The sequence below is a fragment of the Streptomyces sp. NPDC002884 genome, from assembly GCF_040295245.1.
Taxonomy (GTDB): Bacteria; Actinomycetota; Actinomycetes; order Streptomycetales; family Streptomycetaceae; genus Streptomyces.
This window is the reverse complement of record NZ_JBEOVB010000016.1, coordinates 47,558-68,661: the sequence shown is the minus strand read 5'-3', so window position 1 is coordinate 68,661 and position 21,104 is coordinate 47,558. Positions and strand designations below refer to the sequence as shown.

Here is a 21,104-nt window from a genome sequence, read left to right as displayed (position 1 = left end):
ACCTGTGAGTCCGTTCACCGTCGAAATACTGAATCAACTCAGCGACCGTGAGCTCGAAGTGCTCGGCTATCTCGCCGAGGGCCACACGTATTCCTCCATCGCGCGCAGAATGAATCTGAGTCCGCACACCGTGGACACCTACCTGCGCAGAATCCGGGGAAAGGCGGGAGTCAGCAACCGGGCACATCTCATGGTGCTCGCCTTTCAGGTCTCCCGGCACCACGACCTCGGCCTGGCACAGGCCTGATCTCCTCCCCCTCGACGGCGGAGGGCGCCGGTGGGTGATCCCCACCGACGCCCTCCGCCGTCTTGCCGTGCGCCCCGGCGCGGCACGCCGTTCAGTCCGCGACCACCGCCGACCGTTCGCGCCGCTCCGCCTCCCGGCGTACCAGCGGCAGCAGCGTCCGCCCGAACTCCTCGGCGTCACGCAGCGGTTCGTACCCGCGCAGCAGGAAGGTCGTCACGCCGATGTCCATGTAGTCCAACAGGGCCTGGGCCACCGTCTCCGGAGTCCCCACCAGCGCGGTGGAGTTGCCCGCCGCCCCGGTGGCCGCCGCGGGAGCGGTCCACAGGGCCCGGTCGTGTCGCTCGCCCTTCGCCGCGGCGGCCAGCAACCGCTGGGAGCCGGCGTTCTCGGGACGCGCCGACGGCCCGAGCGGCAACGGCGGCCGGCCGCGGTCGAAGAAGGAACCCGCCGTGCCGCGCCGGCGGATCGCGTCGAGGACGCCGTACGCCCGCTCCCACGCCTCCTCCTCGGTACGGCCCAGCACCGGCCGGAACGACACGCTGATCCTGGGCGGCACCGTGCGTCCGGCGGTGCGCGCCGCGGCCCGCACCGCCGCGATCTGCTCGGCGGTCTCGGCCAGCGGCTCGCCCCACAGCGCGAACACGTCCGCGTGCCTGCCGCCCACCCGGTGGGCGGCGGGCGAGGAACCTCCGAAGTACAGCGGGATCGACGGGTGTTGCAGCGGGCGCACCTCGGAGCGGTGGTCCTCGAACCGGTAGCGGCGACCCTCGTGGCCGAAGCCCTCCGGTTCGGTCCACGCCCGCTTCACGACCTCCAGGAACTCGTCGGTGCGGGCGTAGCGGTCGTCCTTGTCCAGGTAGTCTCCGTCGCGCCGCTGTTCGGCGTCGTTCCCGCCGGAGATGACGTGGACAGCGAGTCGCCCGCCGCTGAAGTGATCGAGGGTGGCGAAGGACCGCGCGGCCGCGGTCGGTGCGAGGATGCCCGGCCGGTGGGCCAGCAGCAGTCCGAGGCGCTCGGTGTGCGCGGCCACGTACGCGGCGACCTGGGCGCCGTCGGGCGAGCTGGAACTGTGGCCGATCAGGACGCGGTCGAACCCGGCCTCCTCGTGCACGCGCGCGAAGCGCCGGGTGAATTCGGGGTCGACGGCGGGCCCGTGGGAGCCGCCCTCGGAGTCCTTGGTCCCGATCATCCCGATGAATTCAACCGGCACGGTGGCCACCGCCTCGCATCGTAGGGTTCAGGGCGTCTTTCCCGCGCGGGCCGGTGCCGGGCGCGGCCGCCAGGGCCGTCCGGTCCAGCTTGCCGTGCGCGGTGAGCGGCAGCCGGTCGAGGTAGCGCAGCCGCTGCGGCAGCAGGTGCGCGGGCAGCCGCTCGGCCAGATGCTCACGCACCCGGTCCGGGGGCAGCGCGTCACGGTCGGCGACCAGAAAGGCGCTGAGCATCGGTGCCCGGCCACTGTCGTCGACGAGGCAGGCGGCGCCGTCGACTCCGGGCAGCGCGCGCAACTCGGCCTCAATTTCCCCGAGTTCGATGCGGAAGCCGCGCAGTTTGACCTGGCCGTCCATCCGGCCCGCGTAGTACAGCAGGCCGTCGGCGCCGGCCACGGCCCAGTCACCGCTGCGGTAGCGGCGTCCTGTGCCGTCCGGCGCCACGGGAAAGCGCTCCGCGGTGAGTCCGGGGCGGCCGAGGTAGCCGTGGCTCACTCCCGCACCGCCCACCCACAGCTCACCGGGTTGCCCCGGCGTCACCAACTCCCCCTGCCCGTCGCGGAGTTCCACGGTCAGGTGGCCCAACGGCCGCCCGATCGGGGTGCGTCCGCCGGCGGCCTCGCGCAGGACGTCGGCCGTGACGGTGCAGTGGGTGACATGGACGGTGGTCTCCGTGATGCCGTACATGTTGGTGACGGTCGCGGCGGGCGCCGTGCCCGCGTCCCACCAGCGGTGCAGGTCGTCGGGGACGAGTGCCTCGCCGCCGAGGACCACATGGCGCAGGGCGGGCAGTCGCACCCCGCCGGCCGCCGCCTCGGTGACCAGGTTGCCGAAGGCGGAGGGCACCTGGTTGAGCACGGTGACCCCCTCGGCCGCCAGCAGCCCGGCGAAGGCCTCGGGGTCGGCGGCGGTCTCCCGGTCGACGACCAGCGCCCGGCCGCCGTACAGCAGGGCGCCCCAGATCTCCCACACGCTGAAGTCGAAGCTCCAGGAATGGAACAGCGTCCAGACGTCATCGGCCGCGACGCCGAACAGGGGTACCGCGGCGTCCAGCAGGGCCAGCACCTGCGCGTGCCCGACTACGCAGCCCTTCGGCGCGCCGGTGGAGCCGGAGGTGTAGATGGTGTAGGCGGTGTCCGACGGGAGGACGGGGGTGTCGGCGGCGTCGGGGGCGGGGGCGGGCGGACGGGAGACGAGGACGAGCGGTCCCAGCGCGGCGAGCGGTGTCTCGCCGGGCGCCGCCGGTCCGTCGGTGAGGATCAGCCGGGTGCCCGAGTCGTCGAGCAGATGGCGCTGCCGCTCCTGCGGATACCCGGGGTCGACCGGCAGATAGGAGGCTCCGGCGCCCAGGATGCCGAGGAGCCCGGCGAGCGCGTGCCGGGACCGCCCGGCGCGCAGCGCGACGGACTGCCCCGCGGCCACCCGGCCGCGCAGGGCGCGGGTGACGGCGTCGGCCTGCGCGGCGAGCCGGCCGTAGGTGACCGAGCCCTGGGCGTCGGTGACGGCCGTACGGCCGGGCTCGCGGGCGGCGACCGCACGGAACCGGGCGTCGAGCCGGTCCTCGGCGCCCGTCGCACCGACCTGCTGCGGGCCGGGCTGCGGTCCCGACTGCGGGACGATCGTCGAGGTTCGTTGTGGGACCGGCCGAGGGACGATCGTCGGGGCCGGCTGCGGGACCGGCCGTCGGACCGGCTGTCGGGGCCTCATACGGCGCTCCTGTCGTCCATCGCGGTGGCCCGCCCGTAGGTCAGGGCGTGGGCGAGGTAGCTGGCCACGTCGTCGGGGGTGGTGCCGCGTCCGAAGACACGGTCGACGCCCAGTTCGGCGGCCATGCCGGGGTCGAAGCGCGGTCCGCCCACCACGAGCAGGGGCCGGGGGCGCCCGGCGAACGCCACGTCGAGTTCGGCGCCGAGTTCGCGCACGTTGGTCAGGTGCGCGTCGCGCTGGGTGACGGCCTGGGAGACCAGGACGGCGTCGGCGCGCTCGCTCACCGCCCGCCGCACCAGGTCGGCCACCGCGACCTGGGCGCCGAGGTTGACGACCCGCATCGAGTGGTAGTACTCGAGGCCCTTCTGTCCGGCGAAGCCCTTGATGTTGAGGATGGCGTCGATGCCGACGGTGTGGGCGTCCGTCCCGATGCACGCGCCGACCACGACCAGTTCGCGTCCCAGTCCCTGGTGCAGGGTCTCGTCGACCTCCTGGGCAGACAGCAGCGGGTACTCCCGCTCCAGGACGTCGACCGTGTCCAGTTCCACCCGGTGTGCGACCGCGCCGTAGACGACGAAGAAGCCGAACTCGGTGCCCACCGGCCGGGCGTGGACCAGCAGGGGGCGCTCGATGCCCATGCGGCGGGCCAGTTGGAGGGCCGCGGCCTCGGCGAGGGGGCCGTGCGGCAGGGGGAGGGTGAACGACAGCTGCACCATGCCGTCGTCGGTGGTGTCCCCGTAGGGACGGACCGCGGGCGGCGGCTCTGCGGGGGTGGTCATCGCTGGTCCTCTCCTGCCGGGTCGGGGTCCGCGGACGCTTCCAGCAGCTCGATGGCGGGGTTGCGGTAGCCGGGGGCGCGCCGGGCCACTCCGTCCCGGCCGCGGCCGCCTTCGACGGGACGGCGCATACCGCCGAAGGTGCCCTCGCCGATGGCGTCCAGCAGGCCGCGGTCGCACAGTCGCTCCAGCAGGTCGACGGCCTCGCGCAGCACCGCGTCCGCGCGCCGGGCGATGACGCCGCCGGGAGCGGGCCGGAAGTCCTCCTCCAGGGCGCCGGCGGCGTCCATCACGTACCGGACGTTCTGCAGCGCCAGGTCGCGGTCGGAGAGGAAGGGGGTGACGACGGCCTCGGTCATCATGCCGACCAGCAGGATGTCCTGCCGGGTCAGGGCCCCGGCCAGGTTGAAGAACCCGTTGAGCAGATAGCCGCGGAAGACGTCGCCCGTCATGTGGCGGGTCGGGGGCATCCACTTGAGCGGGGCGTCGGGGAACAGTTCGCGGGCGAGCAGGGCGTGGGCCAGCTCCATCCGGAACGAGTCGGGCAGGTCCGGGTCGATCTCGAAGGCGTGTCCCAGGCCGAGCTGGGCGTCGGTGAGTCCCGCCTCCTTGCCGAAGTACTCGTTCAGCAGCTGGCTGGCGGTCACCGTGTGGGCCGCCTGCATCGCGTCTGCGGTGGTGAGGTAGTTGTCCTCGCCCGTGTTGATGACGATGCCGGCGCGGGCGTGCAGCTGCCGGGAGAACCGCTGGTCGACGAAGGTGCGGACCGGGTTGATGTCGCGGAAGAGGATGCCGTACATGGAGTCGTTGAGCATCATGTCGAGCCGTTCCAGACCGGCCAGTACGGCGATCTCCGGCATGCACAGTCCCGACGCGTAGTTGGTCAGGCGGACGTAGCGGCCGAGCTGGGCCGACACCTCGTCCAGGGCGGCGCGCATCAGGCGGAAGTTCTCCTGGGTGGCGTAGGTGCCGGCGTAGCCCTCGCGGGTGGCGCCGTGCGGCACGTAGTCGAGCAGCGACTGACCCGTGGAGCGGATGACCGCGATGACATCGGCACCGCCGCGGGCCGCCGCCACGGCCTGGCGGACGTCCTCGTGGATGTCCCCGGTGGCCACGATCAGGTAGACGAGCGGTCCGCGGGCCCTGCACCCCTGGCGGATCAGGCGCTCGCGTTCGTGGCGGCGGCCGTCGATGACCGTCAGGCCCCGGGCCATGGCCCGGCGGGCGTCATATACGGCGCTCTCGGCCGCGGCGCCCTCGGGCAGCCGGAAGGACACGTCGCGCGCGGTGGCGCGGGCGGCCAGCTCGGTGAGGTCGCGGCTGGGCCCGGTGCGCAGCGCGTGCCAGACCGGCAGCGCCACCCCGTGCTCCAGACCGACCTGGTCACGCACCGCGTCCACCAGCCGGTTGACCCAGGGGATGCCCTCGGCGTCGGCACCGGACAACCCTGCCAGCCGCAGCGCGGCCCGCTCGACCGCCACGGTGGTGTGGGACCGGGCCATGTCCACCACCGGACGTCCGGCGCGCACGGCCAACTCCCGTGCGCGGCGCATCAGACGGGGATCGAGTCCGAGCTTGCCGGCGGGGGCGGCCGTGGGGCCGGGGGTGACGGTTGCGGCCGGGGCAGCCGAGGGCCGGGACGCGGCGATGCCGGCCGGGACAGCTTGAGGACGAACGGTGACGGGGCCGACCGGGTCGGCCGGAGGCCGAGCAGCATCGGCGCCGGCCGGGTCGGCCGGGCGCTGAGCGGCGACGGTTGCGGCCGGGGCAGCCGCGAACCCAGGGCAGGCGCCGGTACGGGGCGGTGCGAGTCTGCGGGCGAACAGCTGCCGCACCCCCGGCTCGGTGCGCACCAGGTCCAGCGCCTGCTCGGCGTGGCCGGGCTGGTAGCCGTTGCCGATCAGCATGGTGACGTCGGCGCGCAGCCCCTCGGCGCCGAGCGCGGCCGTGGGGAACGAGGTGGCCATCGAGAAGAAGACGACGGTGCCGCCGTCGCGCGTCGCCAGTACCGCCGCGTGCTCACAGCCGGGTACGTCGGTGCACACCACGGTGATGTCGACCGGACCGCCGGCCCCGTCGAGCCGGTCGCTCAGCTCGACCGCGTCGCGGGCGTCGGCCCGCAGGACCGTGCCGGCCAGGCCGGACGCGGTGAGCGCGGCCTCCTCCGCGCCGTCGGGCACGACGCCCACGAGCCGTCCGGCGCCCGCGCGGCGGGCGGCCGCCAGCGCCAGACAGCCCGACTTGCCGGCCGCGCCCAGGACGGCCACGGAGGGCGCGGTGCCGGACCGGGCGGCGTACTCGGCGACGGTACGGGCCGTCAGCGCGGGTGCGCCGCACACGTCGAGCACCGCGAGGGAGAGTTCGTCGGGCAGGTCGGCGGGCAGGGCCGCGGCGACCGACCGGCCGAAGAGGACGGCGTGCCCGCGGGCCGGTACCCGCTCCCCCAGCCCGTCCCAGTCACGCAACCCGTCGGTCAGCGTCAGCGGGGTCAGCGTGAGGGAGACCAGGCTGGCCACCCGGTCGCCGGGCTCGAGACCGAGCGGGGTGCGCGGCCCGGCCTCGGCCACGGTGCCGATCAGCATGCCGCCGGAACCGGTGACCGGGTTGTGCATCTTGCCGCGCTCGCGCACGATCCGGCACACCGTCTCCCGTATCGCGTCCCCGTCCCCGCCGTGCTCCTCGTGGAGTTGCCGGTAGGACGCCGCGTCCAGGTTGAGGTACTCCACGTCGATGCGCAGTTCGTCCTCGCGCAGCGGGGAGTCGGGGTCGAGCCGCTCGGCGGCCTGCGGCAGCACCCCGGCCGGCGCGAGCACCCGGTGCAGTCCGAGCGGTGAACCCTGCGTCCGCGTCGCGCCGTTCACCGGGTCTCCTCCGGCTGCCACTGCGCCCAGTGCGCCTGACCGGCGTCGGGCAGGGTGTGCAGCGGGTCGTAGTAGTGGTGGGTGCGGCGCAGCGCGGCGGGGTCGTCGTGCTCGACCGAGGTCAGATAGTTCTTGGACCAGTCGGAGATGCCCAGCTCGCGGTCGTAGGCGTCGGCCTGGTGCACCCAGCGCTTGCCGACATAGGGCACGTCGCACACCAGCCGGGGGGTGGCGAAGCCCGGCAGGTAGCCCATGATGGCGTGCTGCAGGCGCTGGGCCTCGGACAGCGGGAGCCGCCAGTGCTCGGCGCCGGGCACGATGTCGCAGAGGTAGAAGTAGTACGGCATGATCTGGGCGCTGTCGAGCAGGGCGAAGCACAGGTCGAGCAGGGCTTCCGGCGTGTGGTTGACGCCCTGCAGGAGCACACCCTGGTTGCGTATGTCGCGCAGGCCGGCGGCCAGCAGCGCGCGGGAGGCCTCGGCGACCAGCGGGGTGACCTGCTGGACGTTGTTGGCGTGGGTGTGCATCGCCAGGCCGACGCCGCGCGCGGACGCCTTGGCGGCGAGCTGGGCCATGCCGTCGAGCACCTCGGGGGCGAGCCAGTGCTGGGGCAGTCCGACCAGCCCCTTGCTGGCGAGCCGGATGTCCCGGACGTTGTCCAGGTCGAGAAGCCGGTCCACGAACGAACGCAGCCGCGGCCAGGGCACGTTGGCGACATCGCCGCCGGAGACCACGACGTCGCGCACGGTGGGGGTGGCGCGCAGATAGGCGATCATCCGGTCGAGGCGGTCCGCCGGACGCAGCACGAAGCGGTACTTGTCGATCTGCGGGGTCGAGGTGCCGACCAGATCCATCCGGGTGCAGTGCCCGCAGTACTGCGGGCAGGTGGTGACGAGTTCGGCGAGCACCTTGGTCGGATAGCGGTGGGTGAGGCCCTCGACCACCCACATCTCGGCTTCGTGCAGGGAGTCGCGGGAGGCGAGCGGGTGGCTGGGCCACCTGGGGTGCCGGTCGCTGGCGACGGGCAGCATGTAGCGGCGGACGGGGTCGGCGTACCAGGCGGTGGTGTCGGGGACGGACGTGGGAGCGATGGTGTTGAGGACCTGCGGGGTGAGCAGGATCGGCATCGTCGCGAACTGCGCCTGGTCGGCGGCGAGATCGTCGTAGAACGCGTCGTCGAGCCCGGTCCCGGCCACCTCGCGCAGCTGCCGGACTCCCTTGACGCAGTGGGCGCGCTGCCACTGCGGGTCGCGCCACTCGGCGGCGGTGACGTCCCGCCAGGCCGCGAAGCGCCGCCAGTCGGGCTCGACGGCCTCGTGGCGCCGGTAGCCGTACGGCTGGGCGAGCGCCTCGGGCGCCTCCCGGGTGGGGGGCGCGGCCGGCGGGGGTGCGGTTCTCACGGGGTGCCTCGGTTTCTCCCGGCCGTGGGCGGCGGGTCGGTTCTCGGAACGGAGCGGAACGCGGTCACGGCCGCGCCCCACCGCCGGATCGGCCGCGGACGGACCGCTGGACCGGGTACGGGCGGCGCTGGTGGATCGGGTTCGGGGCGGCACCGGTGGATCAGATGCGACCGGCGCTGCCGGATCGGGTGCGGGTCGGTGCCCGGTCAGGTGGTGAGGGTGTAGAAGAGCTGCCCGTCGCGGTCGGGGCGGCGGGTGAAGCCGGCCCGCTCCATGACGCGTCGGGCGGCGGTGTTGGCGTGCGTGGTCGTGGCGACGACCGTGTCGACGCCCGTGTCGTCCAGCGCCCAGCGGGCGAGCCCGGCCAGGGCCTCGGTCGCGTAGCCGCGGCCGCGGGCGTCCGGGTGCAGGTCGAAGCCGATCTCCACGTGTCCGCCCGTCGGCGGACCCTGGAAGCCCATGCCGCCGACGACGAGGCCGTCCTCGACGCGGACGAGCACGTACATGCCCCAGCCGGGCCGGTGCGATCCGGCCGCGTGCGCGTCGGCGAGCAGCCCCGCCGCCTCCCGTGAGCCCTCCCCGGGGGTGCCGCTCAGCCAGTCCAGTCCGCCGGACCGGCCCTTCCGGATCTCCTGGGCCTCGGCGGGCAGCACCTCCCGCAGCCGGAGGCGTTCGGTGTCGGGAGCGACCACTCGCGTCACGGCTGCTCCCGTGCGGTGGCGCGGGAGGGCGGCGTCAGGCCGGGCTCGGGGTCGGAGACGGACACGACGACGGAGGCCGGGACAGGGGCCGGGACGGGGGTCGGGACAGGGGCCGTGCCAGGGACCGTGACAGGGGTTGGGACGGGGGTCGGGACAGGGGCGACTACGTCGAGGGCGTCGAGGAGGCGTTCGAGGTGCGCCGCCTCGCCGACGGAGATCCGCAGGTACCCGTCGAGTCCGAAGCGGCCCGCGTCGCGCACGAGGATGCCGTGGTCGCGCTCCAGCAGCCGCTCGGCCCGCCCGGAGTCGGGCACCCGCACGGCGAGGAAGTTGGTCACCGACGGCAGCGCCTCGCGTCCCCGGACGGCCAGACCGGCCCGGAACCGCTCACGGGCCACGGCGTTGCCCCGCCGTACCCGCTCCAGGTGGCCGTGGTCGGCGAGTGCGGCCACGGCCGCGGCCTGGGCTGCCCGGTTGACGCTGAACGGCATGCTGCCCTGCACCTCGCGCAGCCGGCCGACGAGGTCGGCGCGGCCCACGGCGTAGCCGATGCGCAGCCCGGCCAGTCCGTGCGCCTTGGAGAAGGTGCGCAGCGCCAGTACGGGAGCGCCTGTGCCGAGGTGGTCGAGGACCTGGGGGGTGCCGGGCGGCGCGAAGTCGAGGTAGGCCTCGTCCACCACGAGGGGGGTGCCGGTGGCGGTCGCCCGTTCGACGAGGAGGTCGAACGCGGCCCGGTCCAGGGCGCCCCCGGTCGGGTTGTGCGGGTTGCACACGTACACCACGCCCGCGCCGTCGAAGGCGTCGACGAGCGCGTCGATGCCGTCCGGGGGAACCTCGCGGCAGCCGCGCCCGACGTTCTCCAGGCAGATGCGATAGCCGGGGAAGGTGCCCGCGGTGGTGACCCCCGGGCGCTGCCGGTCGCCCAGGCACAGCGCGCTGAGCAGGACCAGTTCGTCGCTGCCGTTGGCGACGGCGACCTGGTCCGGCCGGACGCCCAGCAGTTCGGCGAGGGCCTGGGCGGGCGCGGTGCGGGCGGGGTCGGGATAGGTCCCGGTCTCGTCGACGGCCCGGTGGGCGGCGGCCAGGGCGTGCGGGCTGGGGCCGTAGGGGCTCTCGCTGAGATGAAGGCGCACGGGCGCGCCGGCCGGGGTGCGCGGGAGGACCGGGGCGGTCATCGTCCACCGCCGAGCAGCAGGCCGAAGCAGTAACTGCCGGGCTCGGCCTCCAGGGTGAGGAAGCGGTGCTCGGCGCCGGCGGGAACGCGCAGCAGAGCGGGAGAGGTCAGCTCGTGCCGGTCGCCGTCGACGAGGACCTCGATGCGGGCGCCGCCGGGGTGGGGCGAGACGAGGAAGTAGATCTCGTCGACCTCGTGCCGGTGGGGGTCGGCGACGGGCTTGCCGACCAGGTGGTCGAGGGGACCGCCGGCCAGCTCGACGGGGACGCCGCCGAACATGTCGGCGGTCAGGTAGAAGGGCGCCGGGGCGTGGTGCCCGGCCACCGGCAGGAACCGGGGGATGTCGGTGCGGATCTCGGCACCCGCCGCACGCGGAGCCGGAGCGAGGGCCGGGGCGGGCGCGGGGGCCGGAGTGGACATCGGCGTCTCGGTGGTCATCTGGGGGCCCTTCGTCGGTCGGGGGTGGTGAGCGGGCCGGGGGCGCCCAGGTCACGGGCGCGCACGGTGCGCGTGTACGGCGCGTCAGGGACGTCCGGTGATCCGGGGGCGTCGGTGAACGTGTAGGTGAGGGCGTCGAGGGCCTGGTCCAGGGCGGCGAGCATGGCGGTGTGGTCGTCGGCCGTGCCCCACAGCACGGCCAGTTCGGCGGTGCCGACGCCCGGTGGGAGCCGGGTGCCGGGCCGCACCCGGGTCTCGTAGCCGTCGAGGCCGGGCGCGGCGAGTGCTTCCGCGACCCCGTGCACGCCGGTCAGCAGGCCGCCCTCGGCGGGGGCCGGCACCGCCCGGGCGTACACCACCCGCTCCTGCGGTGCCCAGGCCTCGGGCGCGGGGCCGCCCAGCGCCAGCCGGCCCGCCAGGGCCACCGGGTCCAGTCCGCCCGCCAGCCGGCCGAGGCCGCTCTGGAAGCCGCCCAGCCTGCCGTTGACCTCGATCAGCCGGGGGCCGTCGGCGGTCAGTTTGACCTCGGTGTGGGTGATGCCGGTGCGCAGTCCGAGCGCCTCGACCGCGCGGCCGGCCAGATCGAGCACCGCCGCCCGTTCGGCGTCGGCGAGCGGCGCCGGCCAGTAGTGGCCGACCTCGCGGAACGGCGGGGCCAGCGGGAACTTCCCGGTCACCGCCCAGTGCGTGACCCGGCCGTCGACCACCGCGCTCTCCACGGAGACGTGGTCGCCGAACGGGGCCCGGTCGGCTCCCGCCAGGTACTCCTCCAGGACGAGGGCCTCCTCCGCGTCCGCGCCGGTCAGCAACCCCGCCGCGAGCGCGGCGCCGGTGTCCGCGTCCCGCACGGGATGGGTGTTGCGGCTGCCCTCTCCGCGGACCGGCTTGAGGACCGCGGGCAGCCCCACCTCGGCGAGCGCGGGCGCCCAGTCCCGCGGGGTGCGCAGCAGCCGTGTCCGCACCGGGTCCACGCCCCGCTCCCGGAGCCTGCGCCGCTGCTCGTACTTGTCCGTCAGCAGCCGTACGGTGTCGGCGTCGTGGTACGGCAGCCCGAGCCGCGCGGCGAGTTCCGCCGTGGTGGCTAGCCGGCGCTCGCTGAAGGTGAGCACGGCGTCGGGACGGTGTGCCCTGAGGCGCGCGCCGGCTTCGTCGAGGGCGGGTGGGCTGTCACCGTCCACGGCGACGACCGGCGCCAGGTCGGCCAGCAGCGGGGCGATCTGCGCGGTGTGGGCCGAGCGGCACACGGCGAGGACGACGTCACCGAGCGGTTCGAGCCGGTCCACGATGTCCGCGGGGGCGACGGAGCCGAAGTCGTAGACGACGGCGATCACGGGGCGTGGCATGGCCGGCCGTCCTCAGGCGTCGACGTGGTCGGGGTCGGGTGCGTAGCGCACCCCGGAGAGGGCGGCGGACAGCGCGGTGGCCGCGGGCGCGCCCGTCGTGGCCTCGGCCCCGAACATGCCGAGCGCCGGCTCCAGGCCGCCGATCCGCGCGGGGACGACACGTGATGTCTCCCAGTCCGCGCGGCGCAGTCGGTAGCGGTCGCTGACGGCGCGCAGTCCGCGTACGGCGTTGATCTGCGTGCCGTCGTGGGCGAAGCCGAACTTGCGGCACACGGCCTGCGAGGCGGTGTTCTCCCGCCGTACGACGGAGAACGCGTCCTGTGCTCCGAGGCCGCCGAAGGCCAGTTCGAGGACGGCGGCGCGGGCGTGGCCGCCCAGGCCCAGACCCTGGTGGCGCAGGCCCAGCCAGGAGGTCAGCAGCACCTCCCGGGTCACCGCGAAGTCGCGTGCGCCCAGCGACTGGGAGCCCACCACCTCGCCTTCGTGCACCACCACCAGGTACAGCGTCCAGTCGTCGGGACTCCAGTGGGCCATGGCGTTCCAGTGGCGCTGGAGGACCCGGCGGGCGACGGCGGCCGGATCGCCGTCGGTCCACTGCGAGAAGAAGGGCATGAAGCCGGGCGCGTGCACGCCCTCGGCGCCCAGTGCGGCCAGCGCGTCGAGGTCCTGCGGGGACGGCCAGCGCAGTTCGACGAGCGGGGTGCGCACGGTGATGCCGCTCAGTGGCCAGTGCTGCATGACGGTTGCCTCCTAGGAGCCGCTGGCGGCGGTGACGGGTGCGGATCCGGTGCCGGCGGCCGCGGGCTCGTCGGCCTCGGCGTCCGGTGCCGGGTCGGGCAGGTCGGCGCCGGCCGGCAGGGTGCGGCGCAGGGCCGGTCCGACGAGGGCGACGGCGGCGCAGACGGCGATCAGGGCGACGATCAGCGGCAGACCGTCGGCGAGCGGGAGCGTGGCCCCGGCGAGGAGGGGACCGGCCACCGAGCCGGTGGAGACGGCCACCGACAGCATGGCGTTGACCCGGCCCCGGGCGCGTTCCCCGGCGAGGTCGTTGAGGAGTCCGGTGACCACGGGGAACACCAGGGCCTCCCCCACCGACAGCAGCAGCACCCCGGCCATGGCCGTGACGGTCGCGGTGGTGCCGTGCTGGCGGCCCGCGACCAGCACGAGGGCCCAGGCCGCGGCCCACAGGAGACCGGTGAGGGACAGCACGGTGCTGCGCCGCACACGCTGGACGCGCTCGCCGAGGACCACCTGGGTGAGCACGGCGACGACGACGTTCACGGCGAAGGTGCCGGACAGTCCCTCCGGGCCCACCGCGCCGCCGGCCGTGAGATAGCCGGGCAGACCGGATCTGAGCTGCCCGTACGACACCAGCGAGCACAGCGTCACCGTGGCCAGCAGCACCGCGAGAGCCCGCTGTCCGAGCACCTCGCGGTAGCCGGCCGGTCCCGCCGTGGCCGTCTTCGCGCCGCCGCGTTCGATGCGCGGCAGCAGCAGGAGGAAGGCGGCGCCGGCGGCCAGGAAGGTGGCGCCGTCGGCGATGTAGAGCGCCGTGAAGCGGGCGGCGCGCGATCCCGGCCCGGAGGCGGCGACGAGGCCGCCGACGAGGACGCCGATGCCGGTCATCGCGTTGAACACGGCGTAGTCGGCCGAGAAGGCGAGCCCACGCTCCCGGGCCGTGGCGGCACCGGCGTACAGATAGCGCAGGACCGTGCCCACGCCGCTGATGCCGAGCCCGTACACGACCGCGGCGGTGAGCGCGGCCGGCGCCGAGGTGACGAAGGCGTACAGGCCGGTGCCCAGGCCGGCGACGCACATCACCAGCGTGACGACGGCGCGCGGCGCGAGCCGGTCCAGGACGGCGCCCCAGGCGAGGCCGCCGAGGACGGCGGTGGCGGCCTGGACGGCGAGGGTGGCGGCGGGGATCCAGGACGCCAGGCCGCGGACCTGGTCCAGGTAGATCCAGAGGAACGGCAGGACGAGGCCGCCGCCGAAGGAGTTGACCGCGTTGACCGCCAGCACGGCCCGGGTGCGCGGGGAGAACTCGCGCAGGACCGCGAGGGGGTTGGCGCTCACCGCGCTTCCAGGACGTACAGCCACGAGTGCGGGGTGCCGAACGGGACCGTGCGGACCGGGTGGAGGCCGGCGGCCGCGAACAGGTCCTCGTACGTCTCCTTGGTGTGCAGCGGTACGCCCATGAGCGCGTGGGCGAGTTCGTAGCCGAGGGAGAACACCGGCAGGGTGGCGGAGCCCTCGGCCTCCGGGCGGAGCACGGTGTCGGCGAGGACGAAGGTCCGGGCGGCCGGGAACGCCTCGCGCAGCCGGGTGAACAGGTGCGGGCGGGTGTCGGGGTCGGCGAGCAGGTCGTGCAGCAGGAAGAAGCTCATCACGGTGTCCACCTCGGCGATGGCGTCGTGGTGGGCCTCGCGGTGGCACACGTCGAGCACGTCGGCGCGGATCGCCCGGACCCGGTCCTCCAGGCCTGCCTCGGCGATGGTGCGGTGGCCGAGTTCGGTGGCGGGGCCGCTGATGTCCAGGCCGAGACCGCGGGTGCCGGGCCGGGCGCCGACGACCCGGCTGACCCGGGCGGAGATGCCGCTGCCGAGGTCGGCGAGGGTGTGGAAGTCGATGCCGTCGAGGACGTCGTCGAGAGTGGTGGACATGAAGGAGCGGTCGTTCTGGCCGGAGCCCAGGGCGACCATCGCCTCGTCGCGCAGCAGGGTGTCGCCGAAGGTGGCCTCGCCGGTGGCCAGTCGGGCGGCGCCTGAGAAGACGTCGCTGTAGCCGCCGACCGCCCAGGTGAAGTAGCCGCGCATACGGAGCGTCTCGCGTCCGGCGGCGGTGAGGACCGCGGTGTCGCCGTCGTCCTCCAGCCGCAGCCAGCCGCACACGGCCGCGGCGCGCAGCACCTCGCGGACGACGCGCTCGCGGACCGCGGGACCGGCGGAGCGCACGAAGTCGGTGATGTCCAGGCGGGGTTCGGTGGCCAGCCGGTCCCAGACGCCGAGCCGGTCGAGAGTGTGTACGACGGTTGCGGCGACGTAGCCGTTGAAGGCCTGGTCGACGCCGATCGGGGCGGGTGCGGCGCCGTACCAGTCGGCGGGCAGCGCGTCGGGCGGGGTGTGCAGGAGGGTCATGGCGAGATCCGTTCCGTGTCAGGCGAGTCGGGGTGGGGCCGGCGGGGCGTCGGCGCCCAGCAGGCCGACGAGTTCGTCGAGCAGGCGCCGGGGGTCGAGCGTGGCGGTGAGCGGTTCGTAGACGGCCAGGGCCAGGGCCCAGCGGGCGGGTCCGCCCCGGGAGCAGCAGCGCACCAACGGCGTGTCGCGCAGGGGGAGCGGCTGTCGGGCCGCGTCCAGCACCGCCTCCCGCAGGTGTTCCGGCCCGCCGTCGGGGTCGGGGACGAGGGGGGCGGGCCGGGCGTCCGGGGTGGGCAGGATGCGGGCCTGCCAGCGGCCGCCCGGTTCGCTGAAGACGGTGCGCAGGGCCGGGTGCCTGCGCTGGAGTTCGGCGAAGGCGGCGCCCAGGGCGTCGGGCGCGGGCGGCGGTCCCGGTACGACGGTCGCGACGGCCGCGTTGTGGTCGCCGGAGGAGCCGTGCCGGACCAGGTCGTAGAACAGCCAGCGCTGTTCGTACGGCGTGAGCGGACGGGTGGGCGCCGTGCCGGCCGGCGCGGGGCCGCCCGGTTCGCGGCGTCGGAACGGGTGTCCGGGCAGCCGGACCCGGCGGCCGGGGCGGCCCAGCGAGGTGTCGACCGCGTAGCCCCGCCGCCAGAGCTCGGCGAGCAGCCGCGCGTACGAGGTGCCGTCGGCCGGGTCGAGGGTGAGCGCGTCGGGCGTTTCCGGCCGGGGTGCGCCGATCACGACGACGGGCGCTCCGGTGTGCTCCTCGGGGAGGTCTTCGTCGGTTCCCGGGACGCCCGCGGCGGCGGCCGACAGCGCGTCCGGCAGGGCGAGGTCACCGCGTACCGCCGCGGCGGCGAGAGCGCCGGCTCCCGTTCCGCGCACGGCGCACGGGGTCACGCCACGGGCCCGCAGCCAGGCCGCCAGGCCGTACAGGACGGCGACGGTACGGGCCGCCTCGGCGTCGGCGTGTTCCCCGGCGACCCGCAGGGCGTCGGCCACCTCGGGGAGGTCCACGGATGCCGGGGTGAGCGCCGTGCCGTCGAGCAGGAGGAGGGGGCCGTCCCCCGGGGCCCGCACGGGCGCCGGGTCCGTCGGGGCGCCGACGTCCGCGAGCAGCGCGGCGGCTTCGGCGGCCGCGTCACCGGTGACGGCGTACCGGCACGGAAAGCGTTCACGGCCTGTGCTCAGGGTCAGGGCCACGTCGTCGAGGTCGGCGTCCGGCGTGTTCTCCAGCCACCCGGCCAGGCGGCCGCGCGTCTCGGCCAGGGACTCGGGATCCCGGGCGGACACGGCCAGCACACGCGGGAGGTCCGTCAGGGTCATGGGTCGGTTCATTTCGCGGGTCACACCCTTTCCGGCTGCGGGAGGACGGCTGTCGCCGGCGCGGCCCGGTGCTGCTGCACCACCACATGGGCGTTGGTGCCGCCCACTCCGAAGGAGCTGACGCCGGCCGTGCGCGGCCGGCCCGTCGGCTCGGTCCACGCGCGGCCCCCGCTCAGGAGGGACAGACGGCTGTCCTCGCCCAGTTCGTCGATGGGCTCGGCGACATTGGGCGTGGCGGGCAGGTGCCCGTGGTGGACGGCGAGGACGGCCTTGATGAGTCCGGCGACGCCGGCGGCGGTGTTGCAGTGCCCGATCGACGCCTTGACCGATCCGACGGCGACCGGCGGGCCCGTCCGCCCGAGCGCGTCGGCCAGGGCCGTCATCTCGATGGCGTCGCCGAGCCGGGTCCCGGTGCCGTGGGCCTCGACGAAGCCGATGTCGGCGCCGTCGACACCGGCGGCGGCCAGGGCGTCGCGGATGACCCGCGACTGGCCGTCGACTCCGGGTGCGGAGTAGCCGATGCGCGCCTTGCCGTCGTTGTTGACCGCGCTCCCCCGGATCACCGCGTACACCGGGTCACCGTCGCGTTCGGCGTCGGCGAGGCGCCGCAGCAGCACCGCTCCGGCGCCGAATCCGCCCACGGTTCCGGAGGCACGCCGGTCGAAGGGCCGGCACATGCCGTCGTCGGCGTAGAGGAAGCCCGGTCGGTGGCGGTAACTGCCGTCGGAGGCCGGGTCGAGGGAGACGGCACCGGCGAGGGCGTAGTCGCTGCTGCCGGTGAGCAGGCTGCGGCAGGCCAGGTGGACCGCGTACAGGCCGGTGGAGCAGGCGGTGTCCAGCAGCAGCGCCTCGCCCCACAGGTCGTGCAGGTAGGCGAAGCGGGAGGCGACGAAGGTGGGATCGGCGTTGACGACGTCGTCCACCCGGGCCTCGGGGTCGGTGTCGAGGACCTTGGCGCAGCCCGCGTAGAGGCTGGTGCGGGAGGCGATGTCGGACAGCCGCAGGGAGGCGTCCTCGACGGCCGACCACAGCACCTCGTGCAGCACTCCCTGCTGTGGGTCACCGTGGCGCAGGTCGTCCTCGCTGAAGCCGAGGAGGTCTGCGTCGTAGCGGGTGCCCTCGGCGGCCATGCCCCAGCGCGCGACCCGCCGCTGTCCGCCGGGCAGTTCGGTGATCAGTGGACCGGGCCCCTCGGAGAAGCAGTCCCGTCCGGTGCGCAGGTTGTCCCAGAAGGCGGCCAGGTCGGCGGAGCCGGCGAACCGCGCGCCCATACCGACGACGGCGATGGCGTCGTCGTCGGGCCGGGACACGGGCCGTGCCGTGAAGCGCGCGGCGGCCGGGCGCGAGGTGTCGTCCATGTCGCCGCCGACCAGGCGGGTCTGCGACCGGACGGTGGTGTGGCGCAGCAGGTCGCCGATGGACGGTCCGGTCCCGGTGGCGCGGCGCAGTGCCGCCTGGAGCCGGACCAGGAGGAGCGAGTGGCCGCCCACGTCGAAGAAGTTGTCGTCGGGGCCGAAGGCGCGTTCGCCCAGCACCTCTCGCCAAGCGCCGCGGACCGCCTCGTGGAGGCCGGGCGCGGGAGCGGCGGCGTCCCGGGTCTCCACCGGTGCCGGTTCCGGTGACGGGACCGCCGCCATGGCGGTGTCCTCGGGGCGGGGCAGTCGCCGCCGGTCGATCTTGCCGTTGGGGGTGAGCGGCAGCTCGTCGAGGACGACCAGGTGGGAGGGGACGGCGTACGCCGGCAGGCTCGCGCGCAGGTGCCGCATGACCTCGGGCCGGCCGCCGGGCCGGGCGAGCACCGCGTAGCCGACGATCTCCTTCTCGTCCCGGTCGTTGCGGCGGCTGGTGACGAAGGCCGCGATGACGTCCGGGTGGGCGCGCAGGGCGGACTCGACCTCGCCGAGCTCGACCCGCTGACTCCTGATCTTGATCTGGTTGTCGGCCCGCCCGATGAACTCCAGACGGCCGTCGGCGGTCCACCGCACCCGGTCACCGGTGCGGTAGAGCCTGCCGCCCGGCTCGTCGCCGAACGGGTCGGCCCAGAACCGCTCGGCGGTGCGGGCGGGGTCGCCGAGGTAGCCGAGGGCCACGCCGTCACCGCCGAGGACGAGTTCGCCGGGCATGTACGGCGGCGCGGGGACGAGCGTGTCCTCGAAGACGACGTGGGCGCGGGTGCCGGGCACCGGTGCGCCGATGGACAGGGTGCGGGCCGCCTCGGCCACCTCCTCGACGGGGCACCAGGTGGAGGTGAAGGAGTTCTCCGTGGGGCCGTAGCTGTGCAGCAGGGTCCCCGGGCGGGCCCAGCGCAGCGCTTTGCGCAGGTGCGGGACGGACACCAGCTCACCGCCGAAGTACACCCGCCGCAGTGTCTGGAGAAGGTCGGGCGCGTCCTCGATGATGCGGTTGAGGAGCGGGGTGGTGACCAGCAGGGTGGTCACGCCCAGGTCGCGGACGGCCGTGCGCAGGGCGGGCGGGTCGAGGACGAGTTCCTTGTCGAGGACGGCCAACCGGGCGCCGTGCGTGAGGGCGCCCCAGATCTCGTAGGTCGCGCCGTCGAAGTTGAGCGGGGAGAGGTGCGAGACGGTGTCGTCGGGTCCGAGCGGCAGGAAGTCCGGGCGGTGCATCAGGCGCACCACACCGCCGTGGTGCAGCAGGACGCCCTTGGGGCGGCCCGTGGAGCCGGAGGTGTAGAGGACGTTGAACACGCTGTCCGGGCGGATGTCGACGACGGGCGGCGTGCCGGGCAGGGCGGCGGACGCGCGGGCGATGTCCTGCGTGGTGTGGACGGGCAGCCCGTCCGGCACCCCGCCGGTGTCGGCCGGCTCGCCGGTGTCGGCCGGCTCGGCGATGAGCAGCCGGGGACGGGCGTCGTCCAGGACCAGCCGCAGCCGGGCGTCGGGGTGGTCGGGGTCGAGCGGCAGAAAGGCGGCTCCGGCCATGGCGACGGCCAGCATCGCGGTGATCGTGTGCGCACCGGGCCGCAGTGCCAGGGCGACCAGGTCACCGTCGCGGACGCCGGCCTCGGACCGGAGCCAGTGTGCGGCGCGCGCCGCCGCTTCGGTCAGGGAGCGGTAGGTGAGGGTGTGCTCGCCGTGCACGACGGCGACCGCGTCGGGAGCGCGGCGGGCCTCCCGCAGCACCAGCTCGGGCACGCTCGGTCGCGCGGCGGTGTCCCCGGCGTCCGGAGCCGGACCGTCGCCCGAGGCTGCCTCGGCCAGAGCGGCGAGCAGTTCCCCGCAGCGGGCGCCCGGGCGCCCGGCGGCCGAGAGCAGCGCGTCGAGCTGCCGGGCCATCAACGCGGCGGAGGTCTCGGTGTACAGGCCGGTGTCGTAGTCGATGCGCAGGACCAGCCGGTCGGTGTACTCCAGTGCGGCCAGGGCGAGGTCGTACTTCGCCGAGGCGGTGTCCAGGTGCACCACGCGCACGAGGGCCCCGGGCACCTTCTGGACACCGCCGGTACGCGGCTGGTGCAGGAACACAGCCCGGTACGCGGGCGTGGCCGCCGACGGCGGTCCGCTGTCGGCGAGCGCCTCCATGGAGTCCAGCACCTGTTCGCCCAGCCGCCGGGCGTGGGCGCCGAACTCCTCGTCGGCGGCCATGCGGCTGCGGACCGGCAGCACCCGGGTGAACAGGCCCACCGCGTCCTCCGTGCCCGGCGCGTCACGGCCGGCGAACGGCATGCCCAGGACGCCGTCCTGTTCGCCGGACCAGGCGTGCAGCAGCAGACTCCACGCGGCCAGCAGCGCCACGGCGGGCGACACGGAATGTGCGACGGCGAGGTCCCGTACGGCGGTGAGGCGTTCCGCGGACAGGGTGCGCTCGGCCCAGCCGGCCGTACCCCGCAGCTGCTGCTCGCCACGGACCAGATCGGGCAGCGGGCCGAGGGTGACGGGATCGTCGGCGAGCAGGTCGCCCCAGTACGGGGCCGGCGCGTGCTCCGCGTCGGCGGCCTCCGTGACCGGCGGCGCGGCCCGCGGGCCGGGTGCCGCGGTGGGCCGCGTCGGTTCGACGGGATCGCCGGCGCCGGCTGGTCCGCCCGAGGCGGCACGGACGCGGTACGCGGCGAGTACGTCGGCCGCGATGACGTCCAAGGTGCGCCCGTCGGCGACGATGTGATGCACCGTCAGGACGATCAGGGCGCCGTCGTCGTGGTGCAGGACCTCGGCACGCAGCAGGGGCGCGCCGCTCGGGTCGAGGGGCCGCTGCGCCGCCCGGACCGCCTCCTGGCGCGCCGCGTCGGAGCGGCAGGAGCCGGACCGCCGTACGACGCTCAGCGCAAGCGGCGCCGTCGGCTCCGGGCGGAACCACAGGTCCCCGTCCTCGGCGTCGAAGCGGCCGGCCAGTTCGGGCCGCCGAACGAGCAGGTCGGACAGCGCCCGCCGCAGGGCCCGGACGTCGAGGTCGCCGAGGAACTCCAGGGCCACCGGCACGTTGTAGCGGCCCGACTCCGGCTCACAGCGGTCCGCAAGCCAGATCTCCGTCTGGGCGGCCGAGACCGGCAGCCTCGCCGTGTGGCCGCTCACGGGCGCACCTCCGACGCGTCGGCCGCGATCGCCCGCGCCAGCCCACCCACCGTGGGGTTGCGGAAGAGGACCCGCACCGAGATCTTCCGGCCCAGCTCCGCGCCCAGATCCCTGACCACGTGGAGGGCGCCCAGGGAGTGACCGCCGACCTGGAAGAAGTGGTCCTCGTCGGTGAATTCGTCGTGTCCGAGTGCGTCGGCCCAGGCCTTGCGCACCAGCTCGGTGAGCTCCCCGGTGCCGCGTGTCTCGGATTCGGTCGCCGTCACGGCAGTCGTGTCCTT

Annotated in this window: 16 protein-coding genes; 1 reads left to right on the top strand and 15 read right to left on the bottom strand. The window is 74.9% G+C overall.

Annotated features, from left to right (window positions below):
• The first annotated feature begins 4 nt into the window (after window positions 1–4).
• The gene (locus tag ABT070_RS28155; protein WP_351764672.1) at window positions 5–247 is read left to right on the top strand and encodes a response regulator transcription factor; all 243 of its coding nucleotides are present in this window, start codon (window positions 5–7) and stop codon (window positions 245–247) included.
• Between the two features lie 91 nt (window positions 248–338).
• Here the strand turns inward: ABT070_RS28155 and ABT070_RS28150 are convergent, their stop codons facing one another.
• The 15 genes from ABT070_RS28150 to ABT070_RS28080 form a co-directional block, all read right to left on the bottom strand.
• Window positions 339–1,457 (bottom strand): LLM class flavin-dependent oxidoreductase, encoded by a 1,119-nt coding sequence (locus tag ABT070_RS28150; protein ID WP_451101714.1) that lies wholly within the window; start codon window positions 1,455–1,457, stop codon window positions 339–341.
• Window positions 1,447–3,162 carry an amino acid adenylation domain-containing protein gene (locus tag ABT070_RS28145; RefSeq protein WP_351764670.1) on the bottom strand — a complete coding sequence of 572 codons (1,716 nt, stop codon included), beginning with the start codon at window positions 3,160–3,162 and terminating at the stop codon, window positions 1,447–1,449. The genes ABT070_RS28150 and ABT070_RS28145 overlap by 11 nt, the downstream gene beginning before the upstream one ends.
• A complete protein-coding gene (gene kamE / locus ABT070_RS28140) occupies window positions 3,159–3,941 on the bottom strand; it encodes a lysine 5,6-aminomutase subunit beta (protein ID WP_351764669.1) in 783 nt (260 codons plus the stop codon). Before kamE ends, ABT070_RS28145 begins: the two co-directional genes overlap by 4 nt.
• A complete protein-coding gene (kamD, locus tag ABT070_RS28135; protein WP_351764668.1) occupies window positions 3,938–6,799 on the bottom strand; it encodes a lysine 5,6-aminomutase subunit alpha in 2,862 nt (953 codons plus the stop codon). Before kamD ends, kamE begins: the two co-directional genes overlap by 4 nt.
• A complete protein-coding gene (locus tag ABT070_RS28130) occupies window positions 6,796–8,199 on the bottom strand; it encodes a KamA family radical SAM protein (protein WP_351764667.1) in 1,404 nt (467 codons plus the stop codon). Before ABT070_RS28130 ends, kamD begins: the two co-directional genes overlap by 4 nt.
• A gap of 206 nt (window positions 8,200–8,405) precedes the next feature.
• Window positions 8,406–8,900: a GNAT family N-acetyltransferase gene (locus ABT070_RS28125; RefSeq protein WP_351764666.1), complete on the bottom strand. Its 495-nt coding sequence runs from the start codon at window positions 8,898–8,900 to the stop codon at window positions 8,406–8,408.
• Window positions 8,897–10,075 carry a pyridoxal phosphate-dependent aminotransferase gene (locus ABT070_RS28120; RefSeq protein ID WP_351764665.1) on the bottom strand — a complete coding sequence of 393 codons (1,179 nt, stop codon included), beginning with the start codon at window positions 10,073–10,075 and terminating at the stop codon, window positions 8,897–8,899. Before ABT070_RS28120 ends, ABT070_RS28125 begins: the two co-directional genes overlap by 4 nt.
• Window positions 10,072–10,512: a cupin domain-containing protein gene (locus ABT070_RS28115; RefSeq protein ID WP_351764664.1), complete on the bottom strand. Its 441-nt coding sequence runs from the start codon at window positions 10,510–10,512 to the stop codon at window positions 10,072–10,074. The genes ABT070_RS28120 and ABT070_RS28115 overlap by 4 nt, the downstream gene beginning before the upstream one ends.
• On the bottom strand, window positions 10,509–11,855 hold the full coding sequence (locus ABT070_RS28110) for an ATP-grasp domain-containing protein (protein ID WP_351764663.1): 1,347 nt from the start codon (window positions 11,853–11,855) through the stop codon (window positions 10,509–10,511). The genes ABT070_RS28115 and ABT070_RS28110 overlap by 4 nt, the downstream gene beginning before the upstream one ends.
• Window positions 11,856–11,867: 12 nt before the next feature.
• Entirely contained in the window at window positions 11,868–12,593 is a 726-nt protein-coding gene (locus ABT070_RS28105; RefSeq protein ID WP_351764662.1) for a GNAT family N-acetyltransferase, read from the bottom strand.
• Window positions 12,594–12,605: 12 nt separating this feature from the next.
• Window positions 12,606–13,931, bottom strand: coding sequence for an MFS transporter (locus ABT070_RS28100; RefSeq protein ID WP_351764661.1), 1,326 nt, complete (start codon window positions 13,929–13,931; stop codon window positions 12,606–12,608).
• Entirely contained in the window at window positions 13,928–14,992 is a 1,065-nt protein-coding gene (locus ABT070_RS28095; protein ID WP_351764660.1) for a methyltransferase, read from the bottom strand. The genes ABT070_RS28100 and ABT070_RS28095 overlap by 4 nt, the downstream gene beginning before the upstream one ends.
• An 18-nt stretch (window positions 14,993–15,010) precedes the next feature.
• On the bottom strand, window positions 15,011–16,300 hold the full coding sequence (locus ABT070_RS28090; RefSeq protein ID WP_351764659.1) for a CurL C-terminal domain-containing protein: 1,290 nt from the start codon (window positions 16,298–16,300) through the stop codon (window positions 15,011–15,013).
• 20 nt (window positions 16,301–16,320) lie between these two features.
• Entirely contained in the window at window positions 16,321–20,823 is a 4,503-nt protein-coding gene (locus ABT070_RS28085) for a non-ribosomal peptide synthetase (RefSeq protein WP_351764658.1), read from the bottom strand.
• On the bottom strand, window positions 20,820–21,089 hold the full coding sequence (locus ABT070_RS28080; protein WP_351764657.1) for an acyl carrier protein: 270 nt from the start codon (window positions 21,087–21,089) through the stop codon (window positions 20,820–20,822). Before ABT070_RS28080 ends, ABT070_RS28085 begins: the two co-directional genes overlap by 4 nt.
• Window positions 21,090–21,104 lie beyond the last annotated feature (15 nt).

Bases quoted from the DNA above. Each gene is read 5' to 3' on its own strand.
- kamE (WP_351764669.1), bottom strand. From the start codon at position 3,941: ATGACCACCCCCGCAGAGCCGCCGCCCGCGGTCCGTCCCTACGGGGAC.
- ABT070_RS28095 (WP_351764660.1), bottom strand. From the start codon at position 14,992: ATGACCCTCCTGCACACCCCGCCCGACGCGCTGCCCGCCGACTGGTAC.
- ABT070_RS28105 (WP_351764662.1), bottom strand. From the start codon at position 12,593: ATGCAGCACTGGCCACTGAGCGGCATCACCGTGCGCACCCCGCTCGTC.
- ABT070_RS28090 (WP_351764659.1), bottom strand. From the start codon at position 16,300: ATGACCCTGACGGACCTCCCGCGTGTGCTGGCCGTGTCCGCCCGGGAT.
- ABT070_RS28120 (WP_351764665.1), bottom strand. From the start codon at position 10,075: ATGACCGCCCCGGTCCTCCCGCGCACCCCGGCCGGCGCGCCCGTGCGC.
- ABT070_RS28110 (WP_351764663.1), bottom strand. From the start codon at position 11,855: ATGCCACGCCCCGTGATCGCCGTCGTCTACGACTTCGGCTCCGTCGCC.
- ABT070_RS28115 (WP_351764664.1), bottom strand. From the start codon at position 10,512: ATGACCACCGAGACGCCGATGTCCACTCCGGCCCCCGCGCCCGCCCCG.
- ABT070_RS28145 (WP_351764670.1), bottom strand. From the start codon at position 3,162: ATGAGGCCCCGACAGCCGGTCCGACGGCCGGTCCCGCAGCCGGCCCCG.